This window comes from Shewanella marisflavi (assembly GCF_002215585.1).
GTDB classification, from domain to species: Bacteria; Pseudomonadota; Gammaproteobacteria; order Enterobacterales; family Shewanellaceae; genus Shewanella; species Shewanella marisflavi.
In genome coordinates this window covers 4,134,341-4,155,334 of the sequence record NZ_CP022272.1, presented here as the reverse complement: position 1 = coordinate 4,155,334, position 20,994 = coordinate 4,134,341, and the positions used below count along the sequence as shown (strand labels likewise).

At 51.1% G+C, this 20,994-nt stretch carries 20 protein-coding genes; 8 read left to right on the top strand and 12 right to left on the bottom strand.

Features of this window, described 5'->3' with window-relative positions:
• Positions 1-33: 33 nt before the first annotated feature.
• The gene (locus CFF01_RS18330; RefSeq protein ID WP_088905749.1) at positions 34-1,110 is read left to right on the top strand and encodes a glycosyltransferase family 9 protein; all 1,077 of its coding nucleotides are present in this window, start codon (positions 34-36) and stop codon (positions 1,108-1,110) included.
• Entirely contained in the window at positions 1,100-2,191 is a 1,092-nt protein-coding gene (locus CFF01_RS18325; protein ID WP_088905748.1) for a glycosyltransferase, read from the top strand. The genes CFF01_RS18330 and CFF01_RS18325 overlap by 11 nt, the downstream gene beginning before the upstream one ends.
• Before the next feature lie 14 nt (positions 2,192-2,205).
• Here the strand turns inward: CFF01_RS18325 and CFF01_RS18320 are convergent, their stop codons facing one another.
• The 3 genes from CFF01_RS18320 to CFF01_RS18310 all read right to left on the bottom strand — a co-directional run bounded on the left by CFF01_RS18320 (position 2,206) and on the right by CFF01_RS18310 (position 5,199).
• Entirely contained in the window at positions 2,206-3,000 is a 795-nt protein-coding gene (locus CFF01_RS18320; RefSeq protein ID WP_088905747.1) for a glycosyltransferase family 2 protein, read from the bottom strand.
• Positions 3,001-3,206: 206 nt separating this feature from the next.
• On the bottom strand, positions 3,207-4,055 hold the full coding sequence (locus CFF01_RS18315; protein WP_088905746.1) for a glycosyltransferase: 849 nt from the start codon (positions 4,053-4,055) through the stop codon (positions 3,207-3,209).
• Positions 4,056-4,071: 16 nt separating this feature from the next.
• Complete coding sequence (locus tag CFF01_RS18310; RefSeq protein ID WP_052125828.1) at positions 4,072-5,199, bottom strand: glycosyltransferase family 9 protein; 1,128 nt, start codon at positions 5,197-5,199, stop codon at positions 4,072-4,074.
• Positions 5,200-5,507: 308 nt separating this feature from the next.
• Between CFF01_RS18310 and CFF01_RS18305 the strand changes: the two genes are divergently transcribed.
• The 4 genes from CFF01_RS18305 (at position 5,508) to CFF01_RS18290 (ending at position 9,354) form a co-directional block, all read left to right on the top strand.
• On the top strand, positions 5,508-6,578 hold the full coding sequence (locus CFF01_RS18305) for a CDP-glycerol glycerophosphotransferase family protein (RefSeq protein WP_198387095.1): 1,071 nt from the start codon (positions 5,508-5,510) through the stop codon (positions 6,576-6,578).
• Positions 6,575-6,967, top strand: coding sequence for an adenylyltransferase/cytidyltransferase family protein (locus CFF01_RS18300; RefSeq protein ID WP_033540359.1), 393 nt, complete (start codon positions 6,575-6,577; stop codon positions 6,965-6,967). Before CFF01_RS18305 ends, CFF01_RS18300 begins: the two co-directional genes overlap by 4 nt.
• Positions 6,968-7,361: 394 nt before the next feature.
• Entirely contained in the window at positions 7,362-7,838 is a 477-nt protein-coding gene (coaD, locus tag CFF01_RS18295) for a pantetheine-phosphate adenylyltransferase (protein ID WP_088905745.1), read from the top strand.
• Between the two features lie 10 nt (positions 7,839-7,848).
• Complete coding sequence (locus CFF01_RS18290; RefSeq protein ID WP_088905744.1) at positions 7,849-9,354, top strand: capsule assembly Wzi family protein; 1,506 nt, start codon at positions 7,849-7,851, stop codon at positions 9,352-9,354.
• 79 nt (positions 9,355-9,433) lie between these two features.
• Here the strand turns inward: CFF01_RS18290 and mutM are convergent, their stop codons facing one another.
• The 8 genes from mutM to CFF01_RS18250 all read right to left on the bottom strand — a co-directional run bounded on the left by mutM (position 9,434) and on the right by CFF01_RS18250 (position 16,459).
• Complete coding sequence (mutM, locus tag CFF01_RS18285) at positions 9,434-10,249, bottom strand: bifunctional DNA-formamidopyrimidine glycosylase/DNA-(apurinic or apyrimidinic site) lyase (RefSeq protein WP_088905743.1); 816 nt, start codon at positions 10,247-10,249, stop codon at positions 9,434-9,436.
• A gap of 23 nt (positions 10,250-10,272) precedes the next feature.
• Complete coding sequence (locus CFF01_RS18280; protein ID WP_033540355.1) at positions 10,273-10,725, bottom strand: hypothetical protein; 453 nt, start codon at positions 10,723-10,725, stop codon at positions 10,273-10,275.
• A gap of 63 nt (positions 10,726-10,788) precedes the next feature.
• The gene (gene moaA, locus CFF01_RS18275; protein WP_088905742.1) at positions 10,789-11,775 is read right to left on the bottom strand and encodes a GTP 3',8-cyclase MoaA; all 987 of its coding nucleotides are present in this window, start codon (positions 11,773-11,775) and stop codon (positions 10,789-10,791) included.
• Positions 11,776-11,836: 61 nt separating this feature from the next.
• On the bottom strand, positions 11,837-13,636 hold the full coding sequence (locus CFF01_RS18270; protein WP_088905741.1) for a bifunctional molybdopterin-guanine dinucleotide biosynthesis adaptor protein MobB/molybdopterin molybdotransferase MoeA: 1,800 nt from the start codon (positions 13,634-13,636) through the stop codon (positions 11,837-11,839).
• 13 nt (positions 13,637-13,649) lie between these two features.
• The gene (gene mobA / locus CFF01_RS18265) at positions 13,650-14,240 is read right to left on the bottom strand and encodes a molybdenum cofactor guanylyltransferase MobA (protein WP_088905740.1); all 591 of its coding nucleotides are present in this window, start codon (positions 14,238-14,240) and stop codon (positions 13,650-13,652) included.
• Positions 14,224-14,946, bottom strand: a complete 723-nt coding sequence (locus CFF01_RS18260) for an ABC transporter ATP-binding protein (RefSeq protein ID WP_232479577.1) — start codon at positions 14,944-14,946, stop codon at positions 14,224-14,226. The genes mobA and CFF01_RS18260 overlap by 17 nt, the downstream gene beginning before the upstream one ends.
• The gene (locus CFF01_RS18255; protein ID WP_088905738.1) at positions 14,943-15,650 is read right to left on the bottom strand and encodes an ABC transporter permease; all 708 of its coding nucleotides are present in this window, start codon (positions 15,648-15,650) and stop codon (positions 14,943-14,945) included. The genes CFF01_RS18260 and CFF01_RS18255 overlap by 4 nt, the downstream gene beginning before the upstream one ends.
• On the bottom strand, positions 15,647-16,459 hold the full coding sequence (locus CFF01_RS18250) for a substrate-binding domain-containing protein (RefSeq protein ID WP_088905737.1): 813 nt from the start codon (positions 16,457-16,459) through the stop codon (positions 15,647-15,649). The genes CFF01_RS18255 and CFF01_RS18250 overlap by 4 nt, the downstream gene beginning before the upstream one ends.
• A gap of 232 nt (positions 16,460-16,691) precedes the next feature.
• Between CFF01_RS18250 and CFF01_RS18245 the strand changes: the two genes are divergently transcribed.
• Complete coding sequence (locus tag CFF01_RS18245) at positions 16,692-18,122, top strand: sigma-54-dependent transcriptional regulator (RefSeq protein ID WP_088905736.1); 1,431 nt, start codon at positions 16,692-16,694, stop codon at positions 18,120-18,122.
• A gap of 2 nt (positions 18,123-18,124) precedes the next feature.
• Positions 18,125-20,266, top strand: coding sequence for a sensor histidine kinase (locus CFF01_RS18240; RefSeq protein ID WP_088905735.1), 2,142 nt, complete (start codon positions 18,125-18,127; stop codon positions 20,264-20,266).
• Positions 20,267-20,463: 197 nt separating this feature from the next.
• On the opposite strand, the gene CFF01_RS18235 is transcribed toward CFF01_RS18240, so the two are convergent.
• The gene (locus CFF01_RS18235) at positions 20,464-20,925 is read right to left on the bottom strand and encodes a GNAT family N-acetyltransferase (RefSeq protein ID WP_088905734.1); all 462 of its coding nucleotides are present in this window, start codon (positions 20,923-20,925) and stop codon (positions 20,464-20,466) included.
• Positions 20,926-20,994 lie beyond the last annotated feature (69 nt).

Here is a 20,994-nt window from a genome sequence, read left to right as displayed (position 1 = left end):
GGCTTGCCCCATGCATTGTTAGGGATATCGTCGATGTCAGTGGCGCCAAAATTTTTGTTTGTACCTGTCTCCTGCGAACAAGGGATAGGTGAATACATGCGTTCCACCATAGTGGCCGATGAGATCAAGCGTCGTTGGCCTGAAGCCCAGATTGAGTTTGTGCTCAATAGCCATGCGCCCTACGCCAAAGATTGTCCCTATCCGACCCATCTGGTCAATGATACCCCAACCAAGCGAGTGAAAGAGGTCAATCAATTGGTCTCGCGTTTAAAGCCAGATCTGGTGATCTTTGATGCCGCCGGACGTAAGGCGCAGCTCAAGCATGCTAATCGTAGCGGCGCCAAAGTGATTTTCGTTAGCCAGCATAGGCGTAAACGCGCCCGCGGCATGAAGTTGGAGCGGGCATTGGTGACCGACAGTCATTGGGTGGTGCAGCCTGAGTTTGTGATTGGCGATATCAGCCGCTTCGATCGTTTGAAGCTTAATTTGATCAACCGCGCTGAGCCTATCTTTACCGGTTCTATCTTTGCCCGGCCAGATGAGAGTTTGCAGCGTCAGTTACAGCAAAAATATGGCCTGCAGCCTAAAGAGTATCTTCTCTATAGCGCAGGCTCTGGCGGACACTATTTGGGATCAACCCTGGCGGCGGAGCGTTTTGCCGAGGTGGCCCAGGCCTGTTACCAACAGACGGGCATGCGCTGCGTCATGGTTTATGGCCCTAACTATCCCAAAAGTCTGCCTCAGCTTGACGGCGTGATAGCCATAGAGCAGCTCTCAAGCCTGGAATTTATCAATCTGCTCGATGGTGCCGCAGGGGCTGTGCTCAGCGGCGGCGATACCCTGTTACAGTCGATAGCGCTTAAGGTGCCCACTTTGACGGTGGCCGTCTCTAAGGATCAACCCAAGCGAATTCAGCGCTGCGTGCAGCGAGGCCTAGCTCTTAGTAGTGATATCGATGTACAGACTATGTCTGCTCAGGCTCAGCGCCTGCTGGAACCGCAGACAGTCGCGCAGCTCACAGCCAGAATGGATAGCGAGGCCGATGCCAAGGGGCTGGATATCTGTATGGCCGAGATCGCCAGATTATTAGGGCTGGCCGGTGAGCACTAAGCGTATTGCCTTAGTCATAGATAGTCTAGCTGGTGGTGGTGCAGAAAAAATTGTGCTCACTTTAGCCGCCGAGCTTAAACGTCAGGGGCATGAGCCCCACCTCTTAGTGCTCATGCCTCAATATGACTATGGGTTGCCCGATGATATTCCCCTGCATATCTGTTTCGAACCGCGCGAACGGCATATCATCTCCTGGTGGCGACTGGGTCGTTCTTCCGCACGGGTAAAGCAGTGGATCGACGAAATCGAGCAAACCTATGGTTGTTTCGATCTTATCTTGTCTAATCTGGATAAGAGTAACTTGTTGTTGACCCGCGCCGAGGTCTCGCCGCTCTATATCGTGGTACATAACTCTATCGAAGAGGAGTTAATGCGCGAGCGTAAACTTGGACCTCTGGCTTATCTCACTATGCTCAGGGCCAAGCGGGCACTGAACGGCCAAGCGTTGATCACTGTTTCTCGTGGGATAGAACAAGAGATAAGACAAAGTGGGCGTATCGCGCCCCGCAGCATGCGCACCATCTATAATCCATTCGATGTCGAAGCGATAAAGGTAAAGGCTGAAGAGCAGATCCCGGATATTCCCAAGGGGGATTATCTTATTCATGTCGGGCGCGTCGCACGTCAGAAACGCCACGACATACTGTTTAAGTCGCTGGCCAAGATGGACAATCCCTTGCCACTGGTGCTGCTTTGCAATAACCCCAAGAAGGCGATGAAGCTCGCCAGAAAGCATGGCGTGGCCGATCGTATCATTTGCCCCGGATTTCAGGCTAATCCCTTTCCCTGGATCAAAGGGGCGAAACTGCTGGTGTTAAGTTCGGATTATGAAGGCTTGCCCACAGTTTTGATTGAGTCGCTGATTTGCTCAACGCCTGTGGTGAGCACTCTTTGTCCCCATGGCCCAGATGAGATAATGACCGGCGAGCTTGCACAGTATCTAGTGCCCCGACGGGATGCTGATGCCTTGAGTCGCAAGATTAATCAGGCGTTGGTCAGTTACCCGCCATTGGCCCAGAGTGATATTTTAGCTAAGGTCAATATCGACAAGATTGTCGCCGATTATCTTGCCCTCTGCTGACGATTCGAGTGCGGTTAAAGACTAGGCAGTTCGGCAATGCCTTGGGCACAGCGAATAGACTTGTTTTTCAAAGTGCTGTGAAATAATTGGCTATTGACCTCTAGCTGTTGGCGACAACTCTCCTTATGATGCAGATGAAAGGCGACGGCGTAGAATTTGACCCGCTTACGCCATTTGCCGTTATGAAACATCCGTAGGGCGAATTCCTTATCCTCTGGTCCCCACCCCTCGAACGCCTCGTTAAAGCCATTAATTGCTAACGCATCCTGACGCCAAAAACCAAGATTGCATCCATGTATTCCCTCAACCGAGTCTGGTTGACCCCATCCGCACCGCTGACTGAGCCATTGGCTTCTTAGCGCGAGCTTCCGTCCTCTGGCGATCCCGCGAGAAAGCAAACTTGGCTGACTCATTCCAGATAATACCTTGCTGCTGAGCTTGGGCCCCATCTTGATGCGTTTTCCCGTAACCAAGCAGTCTGGCTCGGCTATGGCTAGGTGATCGGCGACAAAGTGCGGGTGTAAAACCATATCGCCATCGATCATTATGATGTACTCGTGCTTGGCAAGGCGAATAGCGCGATTGCGACTGGTCGATAGCCTAAAGCCCTTATCCTCATGCCAGCTGTGAACCAGGGGCACGGGAAAGTCGGTTGCTAGGCGGGCGATAAGCTCTCTTGTCTCTGCCGTTGAACCATCATCGGCGATGATCACCTCATCGGGTAGGCAAGATTGTTTTTCCACACTGGCGAGCACGACATTCAGTGCTGCAGACCAGTTATAGGTGGTGATAATTAAGCTAGTGGACATAAACGTGAGTTAAGTAGAAACCTAAACTCTGTATAACTCATTATCTATAACTATACGAATTTACTCGTTTTTATGTTGTTTTTGAGTTGAGAGTGTAATTTTTTTGTAGGGGGTGTTGAGCTTTTTTATCGGGCGTGTGCATAAAATATAAGCAAAGGGTGAGCGTAGGGGCGACATTAATTGCCCCTACATTCTTGTGTTGGTGATTAGTATTTTTGAGAGGGGTGTATCAGACCAAATATCCAGCTAAGAAGAGGGATAGGCAGCTTGGTTTTTCGCTGTTGTTTCAGCATGTACCAGTGCCAAGCCTGCTGCTTGTATTCTAATATCTCTGACCTTGATAGGCTCTCTTTATACATGTCGCAGTAATCGGCAATATACTTGAGTTCTCTCATGGGAATCTTCCCGCGATAGCCTCTGCCTGCGTAATGTATGAAGCTTGCTTCCTGATAATTCTCAGCACCTAATAGCGGCATGCGATTAAAGCGTTTATCTACGCAAACACTTTTGATTTTATCTCTACGAATCAAATAATTGATATAGGTTTGATCGTAAAACTTCACTTCGTTGCAGATCTTTTGCATCTCTTCTGCGCTAGCGTTATCGAACAGGCCAGCCTGCTTAGAAACCAAAATCATGCCTGAATTAAAATAGATCATTTTGCCATCATCGATGGGCCATTCTACGTCGCCCAGCACTTGATTAATTTGAGCTGCCTGTTGAGACCTATCAATGTGCGCGCCCTCATTAAACATGTAGACGGTATCGAGTTCGGGACATTGTTCAAATATATTTTCCGCCCAAGGAGAAATCAGCATGTCGGCATCTAGATAGAGTACGCGATCATATTCTTTGAGGATTTCTTGCATATATAGCTTTTCAGACCAGGCGGGACTAGCATCAAATTTTTTATTATTTACATGGAGTTTGTAGTGAAGGCGATCTGAGATGATGAGATCGGCCGAGACCTTTTCCGCATATTGTTTGAAGCTCGAAATGGCAGCCCGATACATGGGGTTGTCGCCAATGGCGAGAGTGAAGATTGCTTTTTTCATAATTAGGCCTTGGCTGTTATGAGCTTAAAGGTAAACAAGATGCTTGAACTTGGGCGAGCGTTGCCATCACTTCATTGACGCTAATATCGCTAACATATCCCTTGCCCGTATTGGCATACAGGACTTTTGAGGTCGCGGTTTCCGGCGGTGCCCAGTAAGGTTTTTTCTGGCGCATCATGGCGATAAGCGGCCGCTGGCTGGCGGTGGCAAAGTGCATGATGGCGGTTTCGACCGTGATCACTCTATCGGCGGCGGCTATTAAGGCCGGAAGCTCGAAGAAATTGTTCTCGACGGTAAACACGGCGACATGCGAGTTAGCCAGCTGTTTCTCTTGTGCAATAGCGTCTTTGAGCGCCCCATAGTTTTCAGGCGTGCTGTTGACGATAAAGCGACTGTCGGGTGACTGCTCTGTGATGCGTGCAATCAATTCAAAGAGTTGTGATTGATGCCAGTCACGCTTCTTATTGGTCGATAGATGGTTGAGGAAATACACAGGGCCCTGGGCGCTAGCGTTAAACTGTTTCGTAAGCCAATCGTTAACCGTTTGCACAAATTCAGGGGCAATGGTTAAAGAGGGCATAAAGTCCTGCTTTTTCATTGTGAGTCCTGTAATGCGGTGCAGTAGCTGATAGTAGCGATCGGTAATGTGGTGTTGCTCGCCGAGGGCATCCACGTCTATCTTAAAGGTCTTGTCGCTGTGACGGAAAAACCATGCATCGAGCAGCCCGCCAAATTTAGACTTGGCCAGGCTTGTGACGATAAATCCCTTGGGACTGATGCGCCTGGCGAGCTGGGAGAACTGTTCACTCTTGCTACCTGAGTGAGTGATCACCAAATCATAATTTAGCGCCTTGGCGGTCTCGATTTGACTGTCTTGCATCGCCTTGCTGTCGCAGCAGCCATAGCTGCGACTGAAAGCGGGCTCGGCTGTTATCCATTGCAGCATGATCTTGCTGCGGGATAAGCGCCAGCTATCTTGATTATTTCGATTGTCATCGAGCCAAATATCTACCTCTAGATGCGGGTTCTGCCACTTAAGGGCCGCTAAAAAGGTTTTGAGATAGAGAAAGTCGCCCAGTGCCAGTGGTGATATAAAGAGGAGTCTTTTTGCCTGTGCTAATCGCTCAAGTGGTATAAGAGACATTGTGCCCTAGCCGATATAATGAGGTTGGCCTAAGGATACATGGCTTTGATGACACTGAAAACCTTGCCCTTGTTAATTGTTCTTGAGGATGGGCAAGCTGTGGGTGACAGATCACGATATCATGGGCTTTGTCATGGTTTCACGCGGCTGCGCGACAAATGGGCTGTAGTATTAATGGAATGTGTTACAATCTGCGCCAGTATGCCCATTGATAGACTTAGTGTCTGCTTGATAAGTGTTTGGTGGCGGGGTGCCGCTGCACAATCAAGCTAAACCTTAGGTTTCGATAACCAGCGAGAAGATTGATAGTGATCTGTTTTGATGTTCTGCATCCATACTACTTGCCGCAGTATTTGCCCGTTATGCAGGAGCTGAAGGCTCGGGGTGAAGCGGTGCGATTCGTTATTTATCGCAGCCAAGATCAGCAGGCAGCCCTCGATGCGCTGGTAGCGCAGCATGAGTTAGAAGTCGAGTGGGTTAACTCTGAGGAAGAGGCATTGGCCTACTACCTGACGGAGAAACCGAGCTGGGTGATCTTCGGCAACAGTTTTGATGCCGCCACTAAGCTAAAGGGCTGTTGCAAAACGGCGCTGATGCAACATGGTATCGGGCCTAAAGCTTGCTATTACACAGTGTCCGAATCAGATATGGATGTGCGCTTTGTCGAGGGGGAATATCGCCTCAAGCGTCTGCAGCAGCTATATCCCCAAAAAAACTTTATCGATACAGGCTACGCTAAGTTAGATCCTATCGTGCAGGGCTGTGAGAAGGGACTAGACCTTGCGGCGCTTGGGCTCGATCCTGCCAAGCCGACGCTGCTCTATGCGCCCACCTTCTACCCTAGCAGCATAGAGAAGATGGCTAAGGACTGGCCTAGTGCCTTTAGCGAATACAACATATTACTTAAGCCACATTATTTTTCGTTGAGCAAGCCCAGCTATAAGAAGCAGAAACGTCTGCTGGAACACTGGGGTACCTTTGATAATGCGTATCTGGCGCCGGTGGAGCAAGCGAATTTATTGCCTTTCATGGCCAGTGCGGATCTCTTGATCAGTGATGCCTCATCGGCCCTATTTGAGTTTGCGGCCCTGGATAAGCCTGTAGTCTGGTGCGATTTCTATCATCTGCGCTGGAGTTATCGTGGCATCTTAAGTTTTCGTTTTAAAAATCGCATGGATGAAGATCTTTATCGCTACGCTGGTGTGGCGGCACACGCGGCGTCCTACAAGGAGCTCAAGGCGGTAGTGGATCAGCAGATCGCTGAGCCCGAATCATATGCGGCAAAGCGAGCTCAATATACCTTAGAGTTAGCCGGTCAGGTTGATGGCCACTGTAGCCAGCGAATCGTCGACTATCTTTTATCCGAAGAGGCTTCATGAGAATTATTACTTTCGGGACTTTCGATATGTTTCATATCGGGCATCTCAACATTATCGAGCGCGCCAGAGAGCTTGGTGATCACCTAACGGTGGGGGTTTCGTCGGACGCGCTGAACTTCTCCAAGAAGCAGCGATATCCCATCTGTAACGAACGTGACAGAATGCGCATCGTTAAGGCACTTGCCTGTGTTGATGAGGTGTTTTTGGAGGAGTCACTCGAGTTAAAGGCTGATTATATCAAGGCGCATAAGGCTGATTGCCTTGTGATGGGCGATGACTGGCAAGGGAAGTTTGATCATCTTAAATCATTGTGCCAAGTGGTCTATTTACCGCGAACCCCGGCCATTTCAACTACTCAACTGATTGAGGTAGTTAAGGAAATTAAATAATAAAAGCCTCTATTAGATTATCTGGGGCTTTTGATCACACAGTGATACTTCCGCCTTATCTTGGCATTGGCTTATGGGCTGCCGTTAAGGTTAACCCGCTGTTTTCCCGCATACTTAGCCTAAGGTTAGAAGCCTCCCATACCGCGTTTAATCATAGGTATTTATCTTTTGAGAGGCTTAATGCTGCTGTGTATTGAATGACGGTTTATCCTGCTTGTCCTGGCATCGGTGACTGCTTACCAAACATTCCCCCGTGGCATTTGTACACCCTTGATACAGAATGTCGCTTTTCGTGATTTTTTCACCAATAAACAATTCGACGTCAGTGGTTCAATACCTGGGGGAAACTCGTTAAACTATGCGCCATTAGACCCTCAGATTAGGTTTTTGAAAGATGCACACCAAAGCGATTTATCCTGGAACATTTGACCCTGTCACTAACGGTCATACCGACCTTATCGAGCGCGCGGCTAAATTGTTTAAGCAGGTGGTGATCGGCATAGCGGCTAATCCTTCTAAACAGCCCAAATTTAGCCTGGACGAAAGGGTTAAACTGGTCAAAAGGGTGACTGAGCATCTGGACAACGTTGAGGTTGTGGGATTTAGTGGCCTGCTGGTGGATTTTGCCAAGGAGCAAAATGCCAGCGTGTTAGTGCGTGGCTTGCGGGCAGTATCTGATTTTGAATATGAGTTTCAGCTTGCCAATATGAACAGGCGCCTGAGCGCCGATCTGGAGAGCGTGTTTTTAACTCCGGCCGAAGAGAATTCGTTTATCTCTTCGACCCTGGTGAAAGAGGTGGCATTACATGGTGGTGATGTCAGTCAGTTTGTGCATGAAGAAGTAGCCAAAGCGCTGCAAAAAAAGGATTAATTTGCCCGTTATGATGGAAAAAGTTCGCGCTTATGTTGTTGGAGGCGTTGCGGCCTTAGGCCTGTTGCTCTCCTCCTTAGCCAATTCGGCCCCTTGGGTCGATGTTTCCGATATCTATCTTAGAGCCGATATTCAGGCGCTCGCCGATGCGGGGGTGATCACGGTTCCTGTTAACACCTATCCCTTGATGTGGTCGGGTATTGGTAGCGATCTGAGTAAGGTAGAGCCCTCTGTGCTTTCGCCGGGTCTTGCCACCGCTTTTGCCAGGGTGAATTTCTATTACCGCAATGCAGTCGAGAATCGTGGTAATGCCCGTATTAAGCTTGCTGGCGGCAGCGATCCCGCTCGTTTTCAGCACTTTGGCTCTGATTATCGAGAGAAAGCTGATCTGCAGGCCTCCTATGAATATTTAGGGGACAGGTTTGCCTTTAAGCTGGCCGCCTCGGCGCACTATGATCCTTTCGATGAGAAAGAGGTGCGTCTGGATGATTCCTATTTTGCGGTTGCCTTGGGCAACTGGATGGTAACCGCCGGTGCGATAGAGCAATGGTGGGGGCCAGGGTTTGATACCGCGCTTCATCGTTCCAATAATGCCCGCCCTTTGCCTAGTTTAATGTTTAGCCGTAATAACGCCGCGGCGTTTGAAACCCCTTGGCTCTCCTGGATTGGCCCTTGGACTCTGACGACAGGGATCAGTTATCTCGAAGAGGAGCGTGCCGTCGCCAATCCTTTGCTATGGAACTTTCGCGGCACCATCAGGCCGCTGCGCCAGTTAGAGCTGGGGCTTTCCTGGACCACTATGTTTTGCGGTGAGGGCGAGGAGTGTGGTTTATCTACTCTGTTAGATGCGATTGCCGGTAATACCACCTGTGTGAATGGCGAGCCGAGCTGTGATCCTGCACTGCAGTCTAAGATAGGCAACCAGATGGCAGGCTTTGATATTCGCTATGCCGATACCTGGTTCGATGTGCCTGTGGGGATCTATTTAGAGCGCACCTGTGAAGATTCTAGCGGCCCGATGCCGTGGGATCTTGCCGATTGTGCCAAGCTGTTCGGCGCCGACACACGTTTCGAGTTCGATTCTCAGCAGTATAAGTTGTTCTTTGAGTATTCAGATACCATGGTGGCCTGTGGTGAAAATCAGAACGCCTTTAACTGTTTCTATGAGCACAGTACTTACCAGAGTGGTTCGCGCTATTATGGTCGCTCATTCGGCAGTACCTATGACAGTGATGCCAATGTTTATGTCTTAGGGCTTATCGGCCAGTTTGCCAACAGTCATGGCTTTACCTCTCTGCTGCGTTTCGCTCAGCTAAATAAAGATGGCAAGAACCGTGGTGGCGAGTGGGCACCTCAGCCGCGTAAGGAAGATCTCTTGATGCTGGAATTAAGCTATCGCTTGCCGATCTGGAAGGGGATGATGAGCCTGGGTGGCACTGTTTCTCAGTCAGAATTTGAGGCCGACGAAACTGATACTAATGCCACCCTATTCGGTAGTTATGAGTATCGTTTCTAAACCTGTTTGAGATAACAAAAAGGCTGACAGAGTGTCAGCCTTTTTTATTGCCTGATTGACCTAGCGGGTCAAAATAACGCTACCTAGGCTGGCAGAGACCACAGAAGACGGTGGCGCGCTGGCCGAGTTTGATCTCGCTGAGCAGGTTGCCACACTGGGTGCAGGTTTCGCCGCCCCGGCCATAGACATGCAGCTTCTGGGCGAAATAACCGGGCTTACCCTCTGCGTTGGTAAAGTCTTTGAGTGTGGTGCCCCCCTGTTTAATCGCCTGGGCCAAGATCTGTTTTACCTCGGCGACCAGCACAGTGAGCCGCTCCATATCGATTCTGCCTGCCTCGGTTTGCGGGTGAATACCGGCGGCAAACAGGGCTTCGTTGGCATAGATATTCCCAACACCCACCACGATATGATTGTCCATCAGGCAGAGTTTTATCGCCTTCTTCTTGCCTTCCAATGCCTTAGCCAGGTAGTCGACATTGAAGCCAGACTGCAGGGGCTCTGGTCCCAGTTTAGCCAACAAGGGGTGAGCGGCTTCCGGTAGCTCGCACCATAGCCAGGCGCCGAAACGTCTGGGGTCGTTAAACCTGAGCACCTTACCGCTGGCAAGCTCGAGATCGATATGGTCATGCTTCTCCACCGGCGTCGACTTGGGCAATATGCGCAGGCTGCCCGACATGCCCAAATGGACTATGGTGGTGCCGGCATCGGTATCTAGTAGTAGGTATTTGGCGCGGCGGCGTATGCCTCTGATGGTCTGCCCGACTATCTGCTGGGCGATCTCTGGGACTGGCCAGCGTAAGGATGCGTTGCGCACGGTTAACCCTGTGACCTCTTGATCGAGCAGGTGGGGGGAGATCCCTTGACGGGTTACTTCGACTTCGGGGAGTTCGGGCATATTAATCTCTTCGTTTAGCTTGCTTAGGGATTATCGAGTTTGAGGATCGGCTCTAGCTGTGGGCGTAGGCTAGGTGGGATCTGATACCAGTTACCCGCCGGTGAACTGAGCAGGCCTGCCTCTGGGTAGATAAGCCAGAGTTGTGGCGTCTCTATGTCACGGATCTGGATCACCAGCTCATGGGCGGGTGTGGCTAAGTCTGCCGGTTTGGCGATAGGGGAGACTAAAATGCCACTCCAGGCCTCGGCCCACTGGCGACAGTTGATTATCTTAGGGTCGCATTGCCAGCCAAAGCCTTGCTGAGCCAGCCAGAGATCGTCATATTGCAGCTGAAACAGAGGGGCCTGTTTATCGAAGAGCGGCTGGGCATCGTCCGGTATCGTCTGGCGTTGACCATCTAAAAAGGTCAGTATGCCCACCATAGCGACGGAGGCGAAGATGATGATGTTATTCCATTTTCTTCGGGTCAGGGCCATCTCGAGTCAGAATCAATAAGTATAAGATGCTTTAGAGTCTATCATCGAAAATGGCCCAGAGCATCAGCCGCCGGTGGCATTCATGAAGCGGAGGATTTGGGTATCACCTTCAGGGCCAAAATGGTGTTCCTTAGGCTTGAGCTTTATCGCATCAAGAATCGTCTGTTTAAGACGCCCGATATCGCCGGGGTGTTCTCTAACGATCGCCTTGAGATCTACCGAGTTTTCATTGCCCAGACAGAGGAGTAAACGACCCTCAACCGTGACCCGTACCCGGTTGCACTCGTGACAGAAGTTGTTGCTGTGGGGGGAAATGAAGCCTACATGTATCGAACTGCCGGGCATAGTGTAGTAGCGCGCTGGGCCGCCGGTGCGCTTATCGGACACACTCAGCGGGTAGCGCTGGCTGATGATCGCCTTGACCTCTTCGCTACTGCAGTGACGGCTCTTCTTGCGCTCGTCGATAATGCCTAAGGGCATCTCTTCGATAAAGGCGATATCCAGTTCCCGCTCACGACAAAACTCGATCAGATCCAGTACCTCATCATCATTCTGACCACGCAGAATCACGGCGTTGATCTTGATGCGGTTAAAGCCTGCGGCCTTGGCGGCATCGATCCCCTGTATCACCCGCTCCAGGTTGCCGTTGCGGGTCAATTGGGTAAAGAGTTCAGGTTTCAGGGTATCCAAGCTGATGTTAAGTCGACTCAGTCCCGCCTCACGCATCTTGCCGGCAAATTTGCTCAGGCGTGAACCATTGGTGGTCATGGACAACTCTTTCAGGCCGGGCAGTTGTCCCAGAAGTTTCACCAGTTGATCGCAGTCGGTGCGCACTAAAGGTTCACCACCTGTGAGGCGGATCTTCTTTACACCGAGTTCGGTAAAGGCCTGGCCTATCCAGGCCAGTTCTTCCAGGCTAAGCACCTGCTCTCTGTCGAGAAAACAGGGATCTTCGCTCATACAGTAGACACAGCGAAAATCGCATCTGTCGGTTACCGAGAGGCGGAGATATTCCACCGTGCGGCCAAAGGTATCGACTATCAAACTCATACAGAATCACCTACTGCGGCGGACAAGATGGGCTCGTCCGCCTGGCTAATGCTATTGTCCACTATAAAAGATCGGCAAAGGGTTGAATGTAAACGGTATCGCCTGGGTTGAGCTGCTCATCTTTCTCGGCGATCACGATAAGGCAATTGCCTTTAACCATTGAGCTCAACATGCCCGAGCCTTGGGCGCCTGTGCTGGTGACATGCAGGCGACCGTCGCTGCCAAGGTGGTAGACGCCGCGGGTAAACTCGGTGCGGCCAGTGCGACTACGCAGCGTGCAGTCGGCCACAGCCGGTACTAATGTTGGCGCCCACTCCAGCTCACCTGCTAATTTACGCAGGGCCGGTTGAACAAACTGCATGAAGGAAACCATCACGGCAACAGGGTTGCCTGGTAGGCCGAAGAAGAGGCTGTCGCCAATCTGACCGAAGGCCAATGGTCGGCCCGGACGCATGTTGATGCGCCAGAAGTTGATCTGACCTACCTGTGCCAGTGCCAGCTTAATAAAGTCGGCATCACCGACAGAGACACCGCCGGAGCTTATCACCACATCGGCCTGCTGCGCCGCCCCTTGTAGCGCCGTGACCAGGGCATCTTGGTTATCTTCTATGATGCCAAGATCGATCACCTCGCAACCTAGCTGTTTCACCATGGATTTGATGGTGAAGCGATTAGAGTCGTAGATACAGTTGGGCTTCAAAGGCTCACCCGGTTGGCATACCTCGTCACCGGTCGAGAAGACCGCGACCTTAGGACGGCGATAGACGGGGAGCTGGCCAAAGCCCAAGGAGGCTAACATGCCCTGATGGGCGGCCTTGAGTCTGTGACCTGCGGCAAGGGCCGTATGGTCCTTGGCAATATCTTCACCGGCCTGGCGTACGTGTTGCCCCAGGCTGATATTGCCTTGGAAGCTCACGCTGTTGCCGCTGTATTCGGCCATCTCTTTCATCTGCACGGTATCGGCGCCGTCAGGCATGGGGGCGCCTGTCATGATACGTACCGCTTCACCAGGCTTAAGCGTACCTTGATAGCTATGACCGGCCATCACGTCACCCACCAGTTGGTAGCTGTCTAACATAGGCTCTGAGTAGGCAAATGCAAAACCATCCATCGCCGAATTGGTGTGTTGGGGGACATCGACAGGGGAGATGGCATCTTCTGCTAATACCCTGTCTGTGCTGTCGTCGATTGCCACCTCTTCTGTGGTCGAGACAGGTGTGACATAGGAGAGGATCTTATCTATCCCTTGCCTGACCGACAGCGTCTTGCTGGTATCCAATTCACAGCCGCATTCGGGGGCTAGGGGGAGTGTTGACTTGCAAGGTTGCCAGTTGTTGGCATATTCGATGACGAAGTCGGCAATTTGGCCCACGTCGTTGATATCCAAGCGTCTGAGGTCTGTAGGCAGCTGGGTATCATCACAGCAGGCGATGGCCTGTATGTTGTCGTCATGGGTATGGATAAAAGGCTTGCCATGGGCGGCGCGGTGTAGCTCTATCTTGGGCAGCGCCAGTTTTTTGAAGCCCTCAACCAGAACGATATCGACCTTGTCGGCTTCAATTTGTGCCAGCAGGTGGGGTAATTTGGGCGCGTCTTCTACCAAATCTTCTGTCATTAAGGCCCAACGCACATGGGAAGCGACCAGCATCTGGCGAGCCCCCGCCTTGCGCATTTCAAAGCTGTCTTTACCCGGTATATCCACATCAAAGTTGTGATGAGCATGTTTGATAACGGCTAAACGTAGACCACGACGATTGAGTTCGGGGATCAGTTTTTTCAGTAGTGTCGTTTTGCCTGTCCCGCTGTAGGCGCAAAATCCAAGGACAGGGATCGGCAGTGGATTGTTAAACGGTACGCTCATGTACACCTCTGTTTTAGTGGGCAATTGCCTCAGATAATTGTTGTTTTTGTTCTGGCGTGTTGACGTTCACGAAGGCATTAGGCTGATCGGAAAAGTCACACACAACGCAATGGTGTTTGGCATACCAGACATCGATCTTACGCTCGCCGGCGTCTAAGAAGGCTTTCATCGACTCTCGTAGTGCAGGTTTCATCAGTAACACCACAGGTTGTTCCCGCTTACCATCGCTGGCCACGGCCATCTCGGCCCCTTCGGCCTGAATCGCACTTAGCATGCGCTGAACCAGGTCGGTCGGTAGCAAAGGACAGTCACAAGGCACTACCATCAGATAGTCGGCCTGGGTTTGTCCGAGGGCGGTGATCATGCCTGCTAATGGTCCCAGATAACCCGAGTCTTCATCGCTTAATACCGGATAGCCAAACTCAGCATAACGGCTTTGGTTGCGATTTGCGTTGATCAGGATCTGCTTAACTTGCGGTTTTATCCTGTCGATAGCATGTTGAATCATAGGCCGATCGTTTAACTCGACCAGTCCTTTATCGTTGCCGCCCATGCGTCTGGCCATTCCGCCGGCAAGGATCACGGCATCAATTTGCGGTGACATATCTCAGCTCCTGCTGTGATGGGATGATGGTAAGCTCATCGAGTGTCGAGGGGCTTACCTGAATAGATTGTGCCTGGATTTGCCAGGTTTGCTCACAAAGGCTGGTCAGAGAACAAGTTTGGTGACTGCTGATCAGCATACCTGTGCCCTGCTGTTTCAGGTGACTAATCATGGTCAGTACCAGTTGCTGAGACAGTTTATCCATGTTGGAGGTGGGCTCATCTAACATCAGCAGTTGTGGGCGCATGATCCAGGCGCGGGCGATGGCCAAACGTTGGCGCTCACCACCCGAAAGGCTAGCGGCTCTCTGGTTGAGCAAGTCACCGAGTTGCGCCATGTCGATTGCGGTTTGGGTTCGCGAGGCGATCTCCTGCTTTGTCAGGTCGCACAGGGGCTGCACATAGTTGAGGTTGTAAGCCACAGTTCCATCAAATAGATAAGGATGCTGATGCAGGTAAACGGCTTTTCCGAGCAAAGGGTTACGGCGCCACCAAGGGGTGGGGGTAAAGCCCTCGGTGTAAATCTTTCCATGACTGGGGGCCTGCAGCCCTGCCAGCATCTTCATCAGTGTGGTCTTGCCGCTGCCGTTGTCACCCTGCAGGTGTATCGTTTGGTGCTGGGAAAGGCTGAGGCGTTCGAAGCGATACAATAAGCGGTTGCCGAAGCGCATCTCTATGTTATTAGCAATGATCTTGACCATGACTATAAGCTCCTCGGTTCGGCTCGGCCTCTGAGGGTGCCTAAGGTGAAATTGAGCACCAGTGACAGAATAAGCAGCACGAGTCCCAGGGCGATCGCTTGGGCGAAGTCGCCTTTGCTGGTTTCCAGGGCGATAGCGGTAGGAATATTACGGGTCACATCGGCGATGTTCCCGCCCACCATCATAGAGCAGCCCACTTCGGTCAGAATACGGCTAAACGCAGCGACTATCGCCATCAACAGTGGCACCTTAAGTTCCCGGCAAACCAGCCAGACAGAACGTAGCCAGGAAGCGCCTAAGGTTCGAGAGGTTTCCCAGGCGCGTTTGTCGACACTGGTAAAGGCAGCCTGACTCATGGCGATTAATACGGGTGCACAGATCATCATCTGACCCAGTATCATGCCTTTCTGAGTAAATAGCCACTTTAGGTCTCCCAGCGGACCCATGCGGGTCAACATCAGATAGACCAATAGTCCGATCACTACGGTGGGGATAGATTGGATGGTCTGTATCAGGTTCGTGGCAAACCAGCGCCCTGGAAAACGCGCAAACGCCAGTACAAATCCCAGTACCAACGATGGGATTAGGGTGATTGCCAGCGCCGCAAAAGACACGGTAAAAGAGACGCTGACAATAGACCAAACATCGGGGTCTAATGAAAACAGCAGGCTCAACGCCTGCTGCAATAGGGCTAACCAGCCTTCACTCATTCGCTATATGTTGCCTTAAATAGTTGCTCACCTTGTACGGTGTAGCTGTTAATCATGCCTTGTGCTTCATTGCTAATCAGCCAGTCACTCAGGGCCTTAGCACCTTTGTGGTTAAGGTCTGGGTATTTTTCTGGGTTGATTAGCATGATTTGATAGGGGTTGGCCAATGCCTTACCGCCATCATAGTCGACCGCCAGATCCATTTTGGCTTTGTAAGCGACAAAGGTACCACGATCTGAGAGGGTATAGGCCTGCAGCTCGTTCGCCATCAGCAAGGTTTTACCCATGCCCTGGCCAACTGAACGATAGCCTTTAAAGTTAGGTTCTACCTTGGCACCTTTCCAGATGATCAACTCTTTCATATTGGTACCAGAGTTGTCACCGCGAGAGATGAAGCCTACGCCAGAATCGGCTATTTTAGCAAAGGCCTCTTCGGCTGTCTTACTGCTACGGATCTTAGCTGGGTCATTTTTCGGGCCCAAGATCACAAAATCGTTTTCCATGATGCCACGCGGCAAGATGCCATAGCCTTCGTTAACGAATTTGGCTTCTGCAGCGGGTGCGTGGGTCATAACCACGTCCACATCGCCTTGACGAGCGAGTTTGAGCGCCTTGCCAGTACCTGTGGCAATCACCTGAACCTTATAGCCTGACTCTTGTTCAAACTTAGGCAATAGGTGTTTCAGCAGCCCTGAGTTTTCAGTGCTGGTGGTCGTGGCGAGTTTAATCACCTCTTCACCATGGGCTGGGGTCAGGACTAAGGCGCTAGCGACAACCGCTAGGCTCAATATGGATTTTAGCTTTAACATTTTTACTCCTTGGCATGTGCTAGAACACGCGGCCTTGCCGAAACCACGCTCGTTATGAGTTATTCACGCCCCTCCATTCAGCAAGAAGGGTGCCAGCTTGGCACTTGGTAAAAAAAGCTCACAAGTTGCTACTAAAGTGTGAAGCAGATCGCAAGCTCAATAAATTGTCGGCAGACATTATGTCCCAGGGCGTGATTCTACTGGTTCAGGGTGACCAATTAGCCGATGTTTGATGCTAGAATCTGTTCAATGTGAGTCAAAATGTCCTAAAGAAGACAATATGAGCCAAGCTAATAAAGAGATGAAGCCCCTACCTTCCGCTGTATCTGTGCTGATCGTCGACGATGAGCCCGGCATGCGTAGTTTTCTTAAGAAGGCGCTATCGAAGAAGTTTGCCTTGGTGGAAACGGCGGGAAGTGTCGAAGATGCAGAGCAGCTCAGGAGTCGTTGTCACTTCGATCTGCTGATTGTGGATATTCGCCTGCCAGGTCGTTCGGGTATCGAATGGGATGAGGCCCTCAGCGATCAGGAACGGCGCTCTGACATCATCTTTATGACAGGCTATGCCGATATGGACGTGGCGATTAAGGCCCTGCGTGCTGGCGCTTCTGACTTTATCATGAAACCATTCCACCTTGAGCAGATGATGAAGGCGGTCGATCGCTGTATCGAACGCCGTCTGCTTAAACGTGAAAACCTGATGCTTCGCCGCGAAGTCTCCATTGGCCAGTCTTCCACCATTATTGGTAGCAGTGATGCCATGATGGAGGTCAAGCATGTGATTGAACGGGTGGCGCCCACTAATGCGGTGATCCTGATTGAAGGCGAATCGGGCACAGGCAAGGAGCTGGTGGCCAGGCAGTTACACCTGTTAAGTGGTCGCCAAGGGCCTTTCGTGCCGGTTAACTGTGGTGCTATCGCCCCTGAATTGCTGGAGAGCGAACTTTTCGGCCATGCGGCGGGTTCCTTTACCGGCGCCAAGGGTAACCGGGAGGGTCTGTTTAGTTTTGCCTCTGGCGGTACCATCTTCCTCGATGAAATTGGCGAGATGCCGCTGAAGATGCAGACGGCCCTGCTCAGGGTGCTTGAACAGCGCACTATACGCCCTGTGGGCAGCGAGAAAGAGATCAATATTGATGTCCGGGTGCTGGCGGCCACCAACCGCAAGCTGGCGGACGAAGTCGAGGAGGGCAACTTCCGTCGGGATCTCTTCTATCGACTCAATGTGTTAGATATAGTGATCCCACCACTGCGTGAACGCCCCGAAGATGTGGTGGAGCTGACCCATCACTTTACCCGCCTGCTCGCTGCAGAGCTTGGCGTCAAAGAGGTGGTGTGGAGCCATGAAGATATGCTCAAGCTGCAACAGCATGAGTGGCCGGGTAATATTCGTGAACTGCGCAACATGATTGAGCGCTGTATCTTGTTGGGTAAACCCCCGGCAGAATATTGGAAACAGCAGCCCAAGGCCGAGGTGGCTGGCGAGTTGGGTTATCCTCTCGATTGGTCCCTCAAAGAGGTGGAAAAACACCATGTGACCTCAGTGGTGGATCTGCACCAAGGCAACAAGTCTGCCGCCGCGCGTGATCTGGGTGTCTCTCGCAAGACGCTGGATCGCAAATATAAAGAATGGTTTGATCTCAACCATCACGAGGAAGAATAACCGTGTCTTTTTTCTCGCGTATATTCGGTGTTAACTGGCAACAGCTGCAGGCTAAGGTGCGTTATCGTATCTTGATACTGACTCTGCTTCCTATTCTATTGACCTTGGTCAGCCTGGTATTTATTACCATCTACTGGAACATCAGCTACACAGGTAAGCAGCTGTTTATGAAGGTGAAGGCTGATCTGACTGTGGCCAGCAATACGCTTATCTCAGTGCAAGATAAGCAGGAAAATCAGCTGGAACTGGTGCGGGCGTCCTGGGAGTTTCAAAACGACTTCCGCAGTATAGATACAGACAGCAAAGCGGCTAGGGCCAAACTCGCGGCGTTGCTGAAACAGAAACAGGTTGAACTGGATCTGGATTTTCTGCGTCTTATCAGTGTGTCGGAAGCGGCTCAGGACCCAGATCTCAGGGTCATGCTACCTAAACTCAAAGATAACCAGCCATACTCCGGCCTCATGGTGCTCCAGCCACAACGTCTTGCCCGATTGGCGCCAGGCTTAGATCAGGAAGCGGTGATCACCTTAGTGGATACACCCAGATCGCAAAAGCCCAGTAAGGATGTGGAGAAACGCGGCATGTTGAGCCGTAGCCTACTGCCCATTTTCGGTGCCGACGGTAGCGTCGGTTGGTACCTAGATGGCGGGATCTTATTAAATCGCGATATTCGCATTGTCGACCATATTCGTGATCTCGTGTATGACAAGGGCACCCTGCCGGAGCGTTCCATTGGTACTGTAACCATCTTCCTCGACAATACCCGCATCAGTACCAATGTGCCGTTGAATTTCTTTCCCCAAGATAGCGAGAAACGTGGCCGCGCCTTAGGCAGTTTGGTGTCGGAGGAAGTCAGACAAAAGGTACTGGTTCAGGGGCAACTCTGGGTCGATCGCGCCTTCGTCTATAACGACTGGTTTATCTCGGCCTATGCGCCACTTAGAGATATTCGCGGTGAACGTATTGGCATGATCTATACAGGTTTTTCTGAGTCGCCCTTTATTCACAACTATCTGTTGAACATCATAGAGCTGGGCACCATTCTTATGCTGGTGCTGTTGGTCTCTGGCTTGTTGGTCTATCGCGGCGCCTACAGCTTGCTGCAACCCATAGAGCGTATTCACCATGTGGTGAAGGCGGTACAGTCGGGTCGTAACCTGCGTATCGGCTCTCTGGGACTTGAGCGCGACAACGAGCTGGCCAATTTGGCCGAGCAGTTCGACCGCATGCTGGATCTCTTGCAGCGCCGTAACTCGCAGATCCAGGCAGCGGCCGAGCAGCTGGAAGTTAAGGTTGAGGAGCGTACCCGCAGCCTGCAGGAGAAAACGGAGGAGCTACAGCGCAACGTTGCCCTGCTGAACGAGACCCGGCAACAGCTGGTGACCAACGAGAAACTGACTGCACTGGGTGAACTGACGGCGGGTATCGCCCATGAGATCAACAACCCGACAGCGGTGATCTTGGGGAACATGGAGCTGCTCAAGTTTGAGTTAGGAGATAAGGCTGAGGATGTCGAGGAAGAGATAGATATCGTTATCGAGCAGGTAGGGCGTATCAGCACCATTATTCGTAGCCTGTTGCAATACAGTCGTCCCGGCGAGTTTAATGCGCCGCTGGAGATGCATCAGCTGACACCTATTGTCGAGGAGATGGCGATTCTAGTGCGCCACTCAATCCGAAAGCAGGAGGTTGTGCTGATCCAAGATCTCAATGCCAGCTATCCTATCGAGGTCAATCGGCCGCAGTTATTGCAGGTATTGATTAATCTGGTGGTTAACGCTGCCCATGCTATGGATGGGCAGGGGCGTATCTGGATCCGCACCTATGACTGGGTGCAAGGTGGTGAGCCTATAGGGGTGAAAATAGAGGTGGAAGATGAAGGTAAAGGGATCCCCGAGGAGCAGCTGGGGCGCATCTTCGATCCTTTCTATACCACACGTAAAGACGGCACGGGTTTGGGGCTGTCTTTAAGCTACGGCATTATTAAACGGATTGGTGGCACCATAGAGGTGAGTTCGACCGTGGGTAAGGGCACTCTGTTTACCATAGGCTTGTATCACAAGGCGATAGATGATCAATTTAACCCGCCCTATGAAGGGCTGCATTTCTCGAGTGGAATAGATAAGAAGGCACGCGAGGTTTAAAGGCTGGCAAAAAAAGAGCCGGAATAGTGATATTCCGGCCACAAAGAGTGTGTGAGCAATGTTGTGCTTGCGAACTCATCATAGAAAGCAGAGATGAAGTGCTTAATACAGACTGAGCTTTGGAACGCACCTAAATAGTAATAATTATCATTTAGGTTTGCAAGCTTTTCCTATGTAAAGATTGAAAACAACCTGCTCTAATTCAATAATTTGTTTAAAACCAATTTGTTATCATCGATATGCTGACTGGTATTTTCCAGGCCGGTAATTTTGTAACCTTGCTGGACCAACAGTTGTAGCATATTGGCGAAGCGGTTATAGGTCTTAACCGCCAAGGTATTGAAACCCTGTGTTTGGGCCCAACGCTCCTGATCTTTCATCAGTTCTTTGGCGAGTCCCAGCTGTCTGAACTCGGGCACAATGGCGCCTAACCAGCTATAAAACTCACCGTTGCTTTCGCCATAGCCAATCTTATATCCGGCCAACTCACCCTGAATGCGGATCAACTGAACCAAGAAAGTCTTGCCGTTGAGTCTGGCACGATATTCCTCTGCCTGATGACGTGCATCGAACTCAGGTACCTGTTGGCTAAGACCAATCAGTGTGTCGATGAGCTCATCGCTCAATTGGGTATGGTGTTCGATACTTGTGGTGTACATCTAGGCTCTCCAAACTTGCTCGCTACCATCGCAGCATTGGTGAAAAATTGAGTGCCGCGATGATAGTAC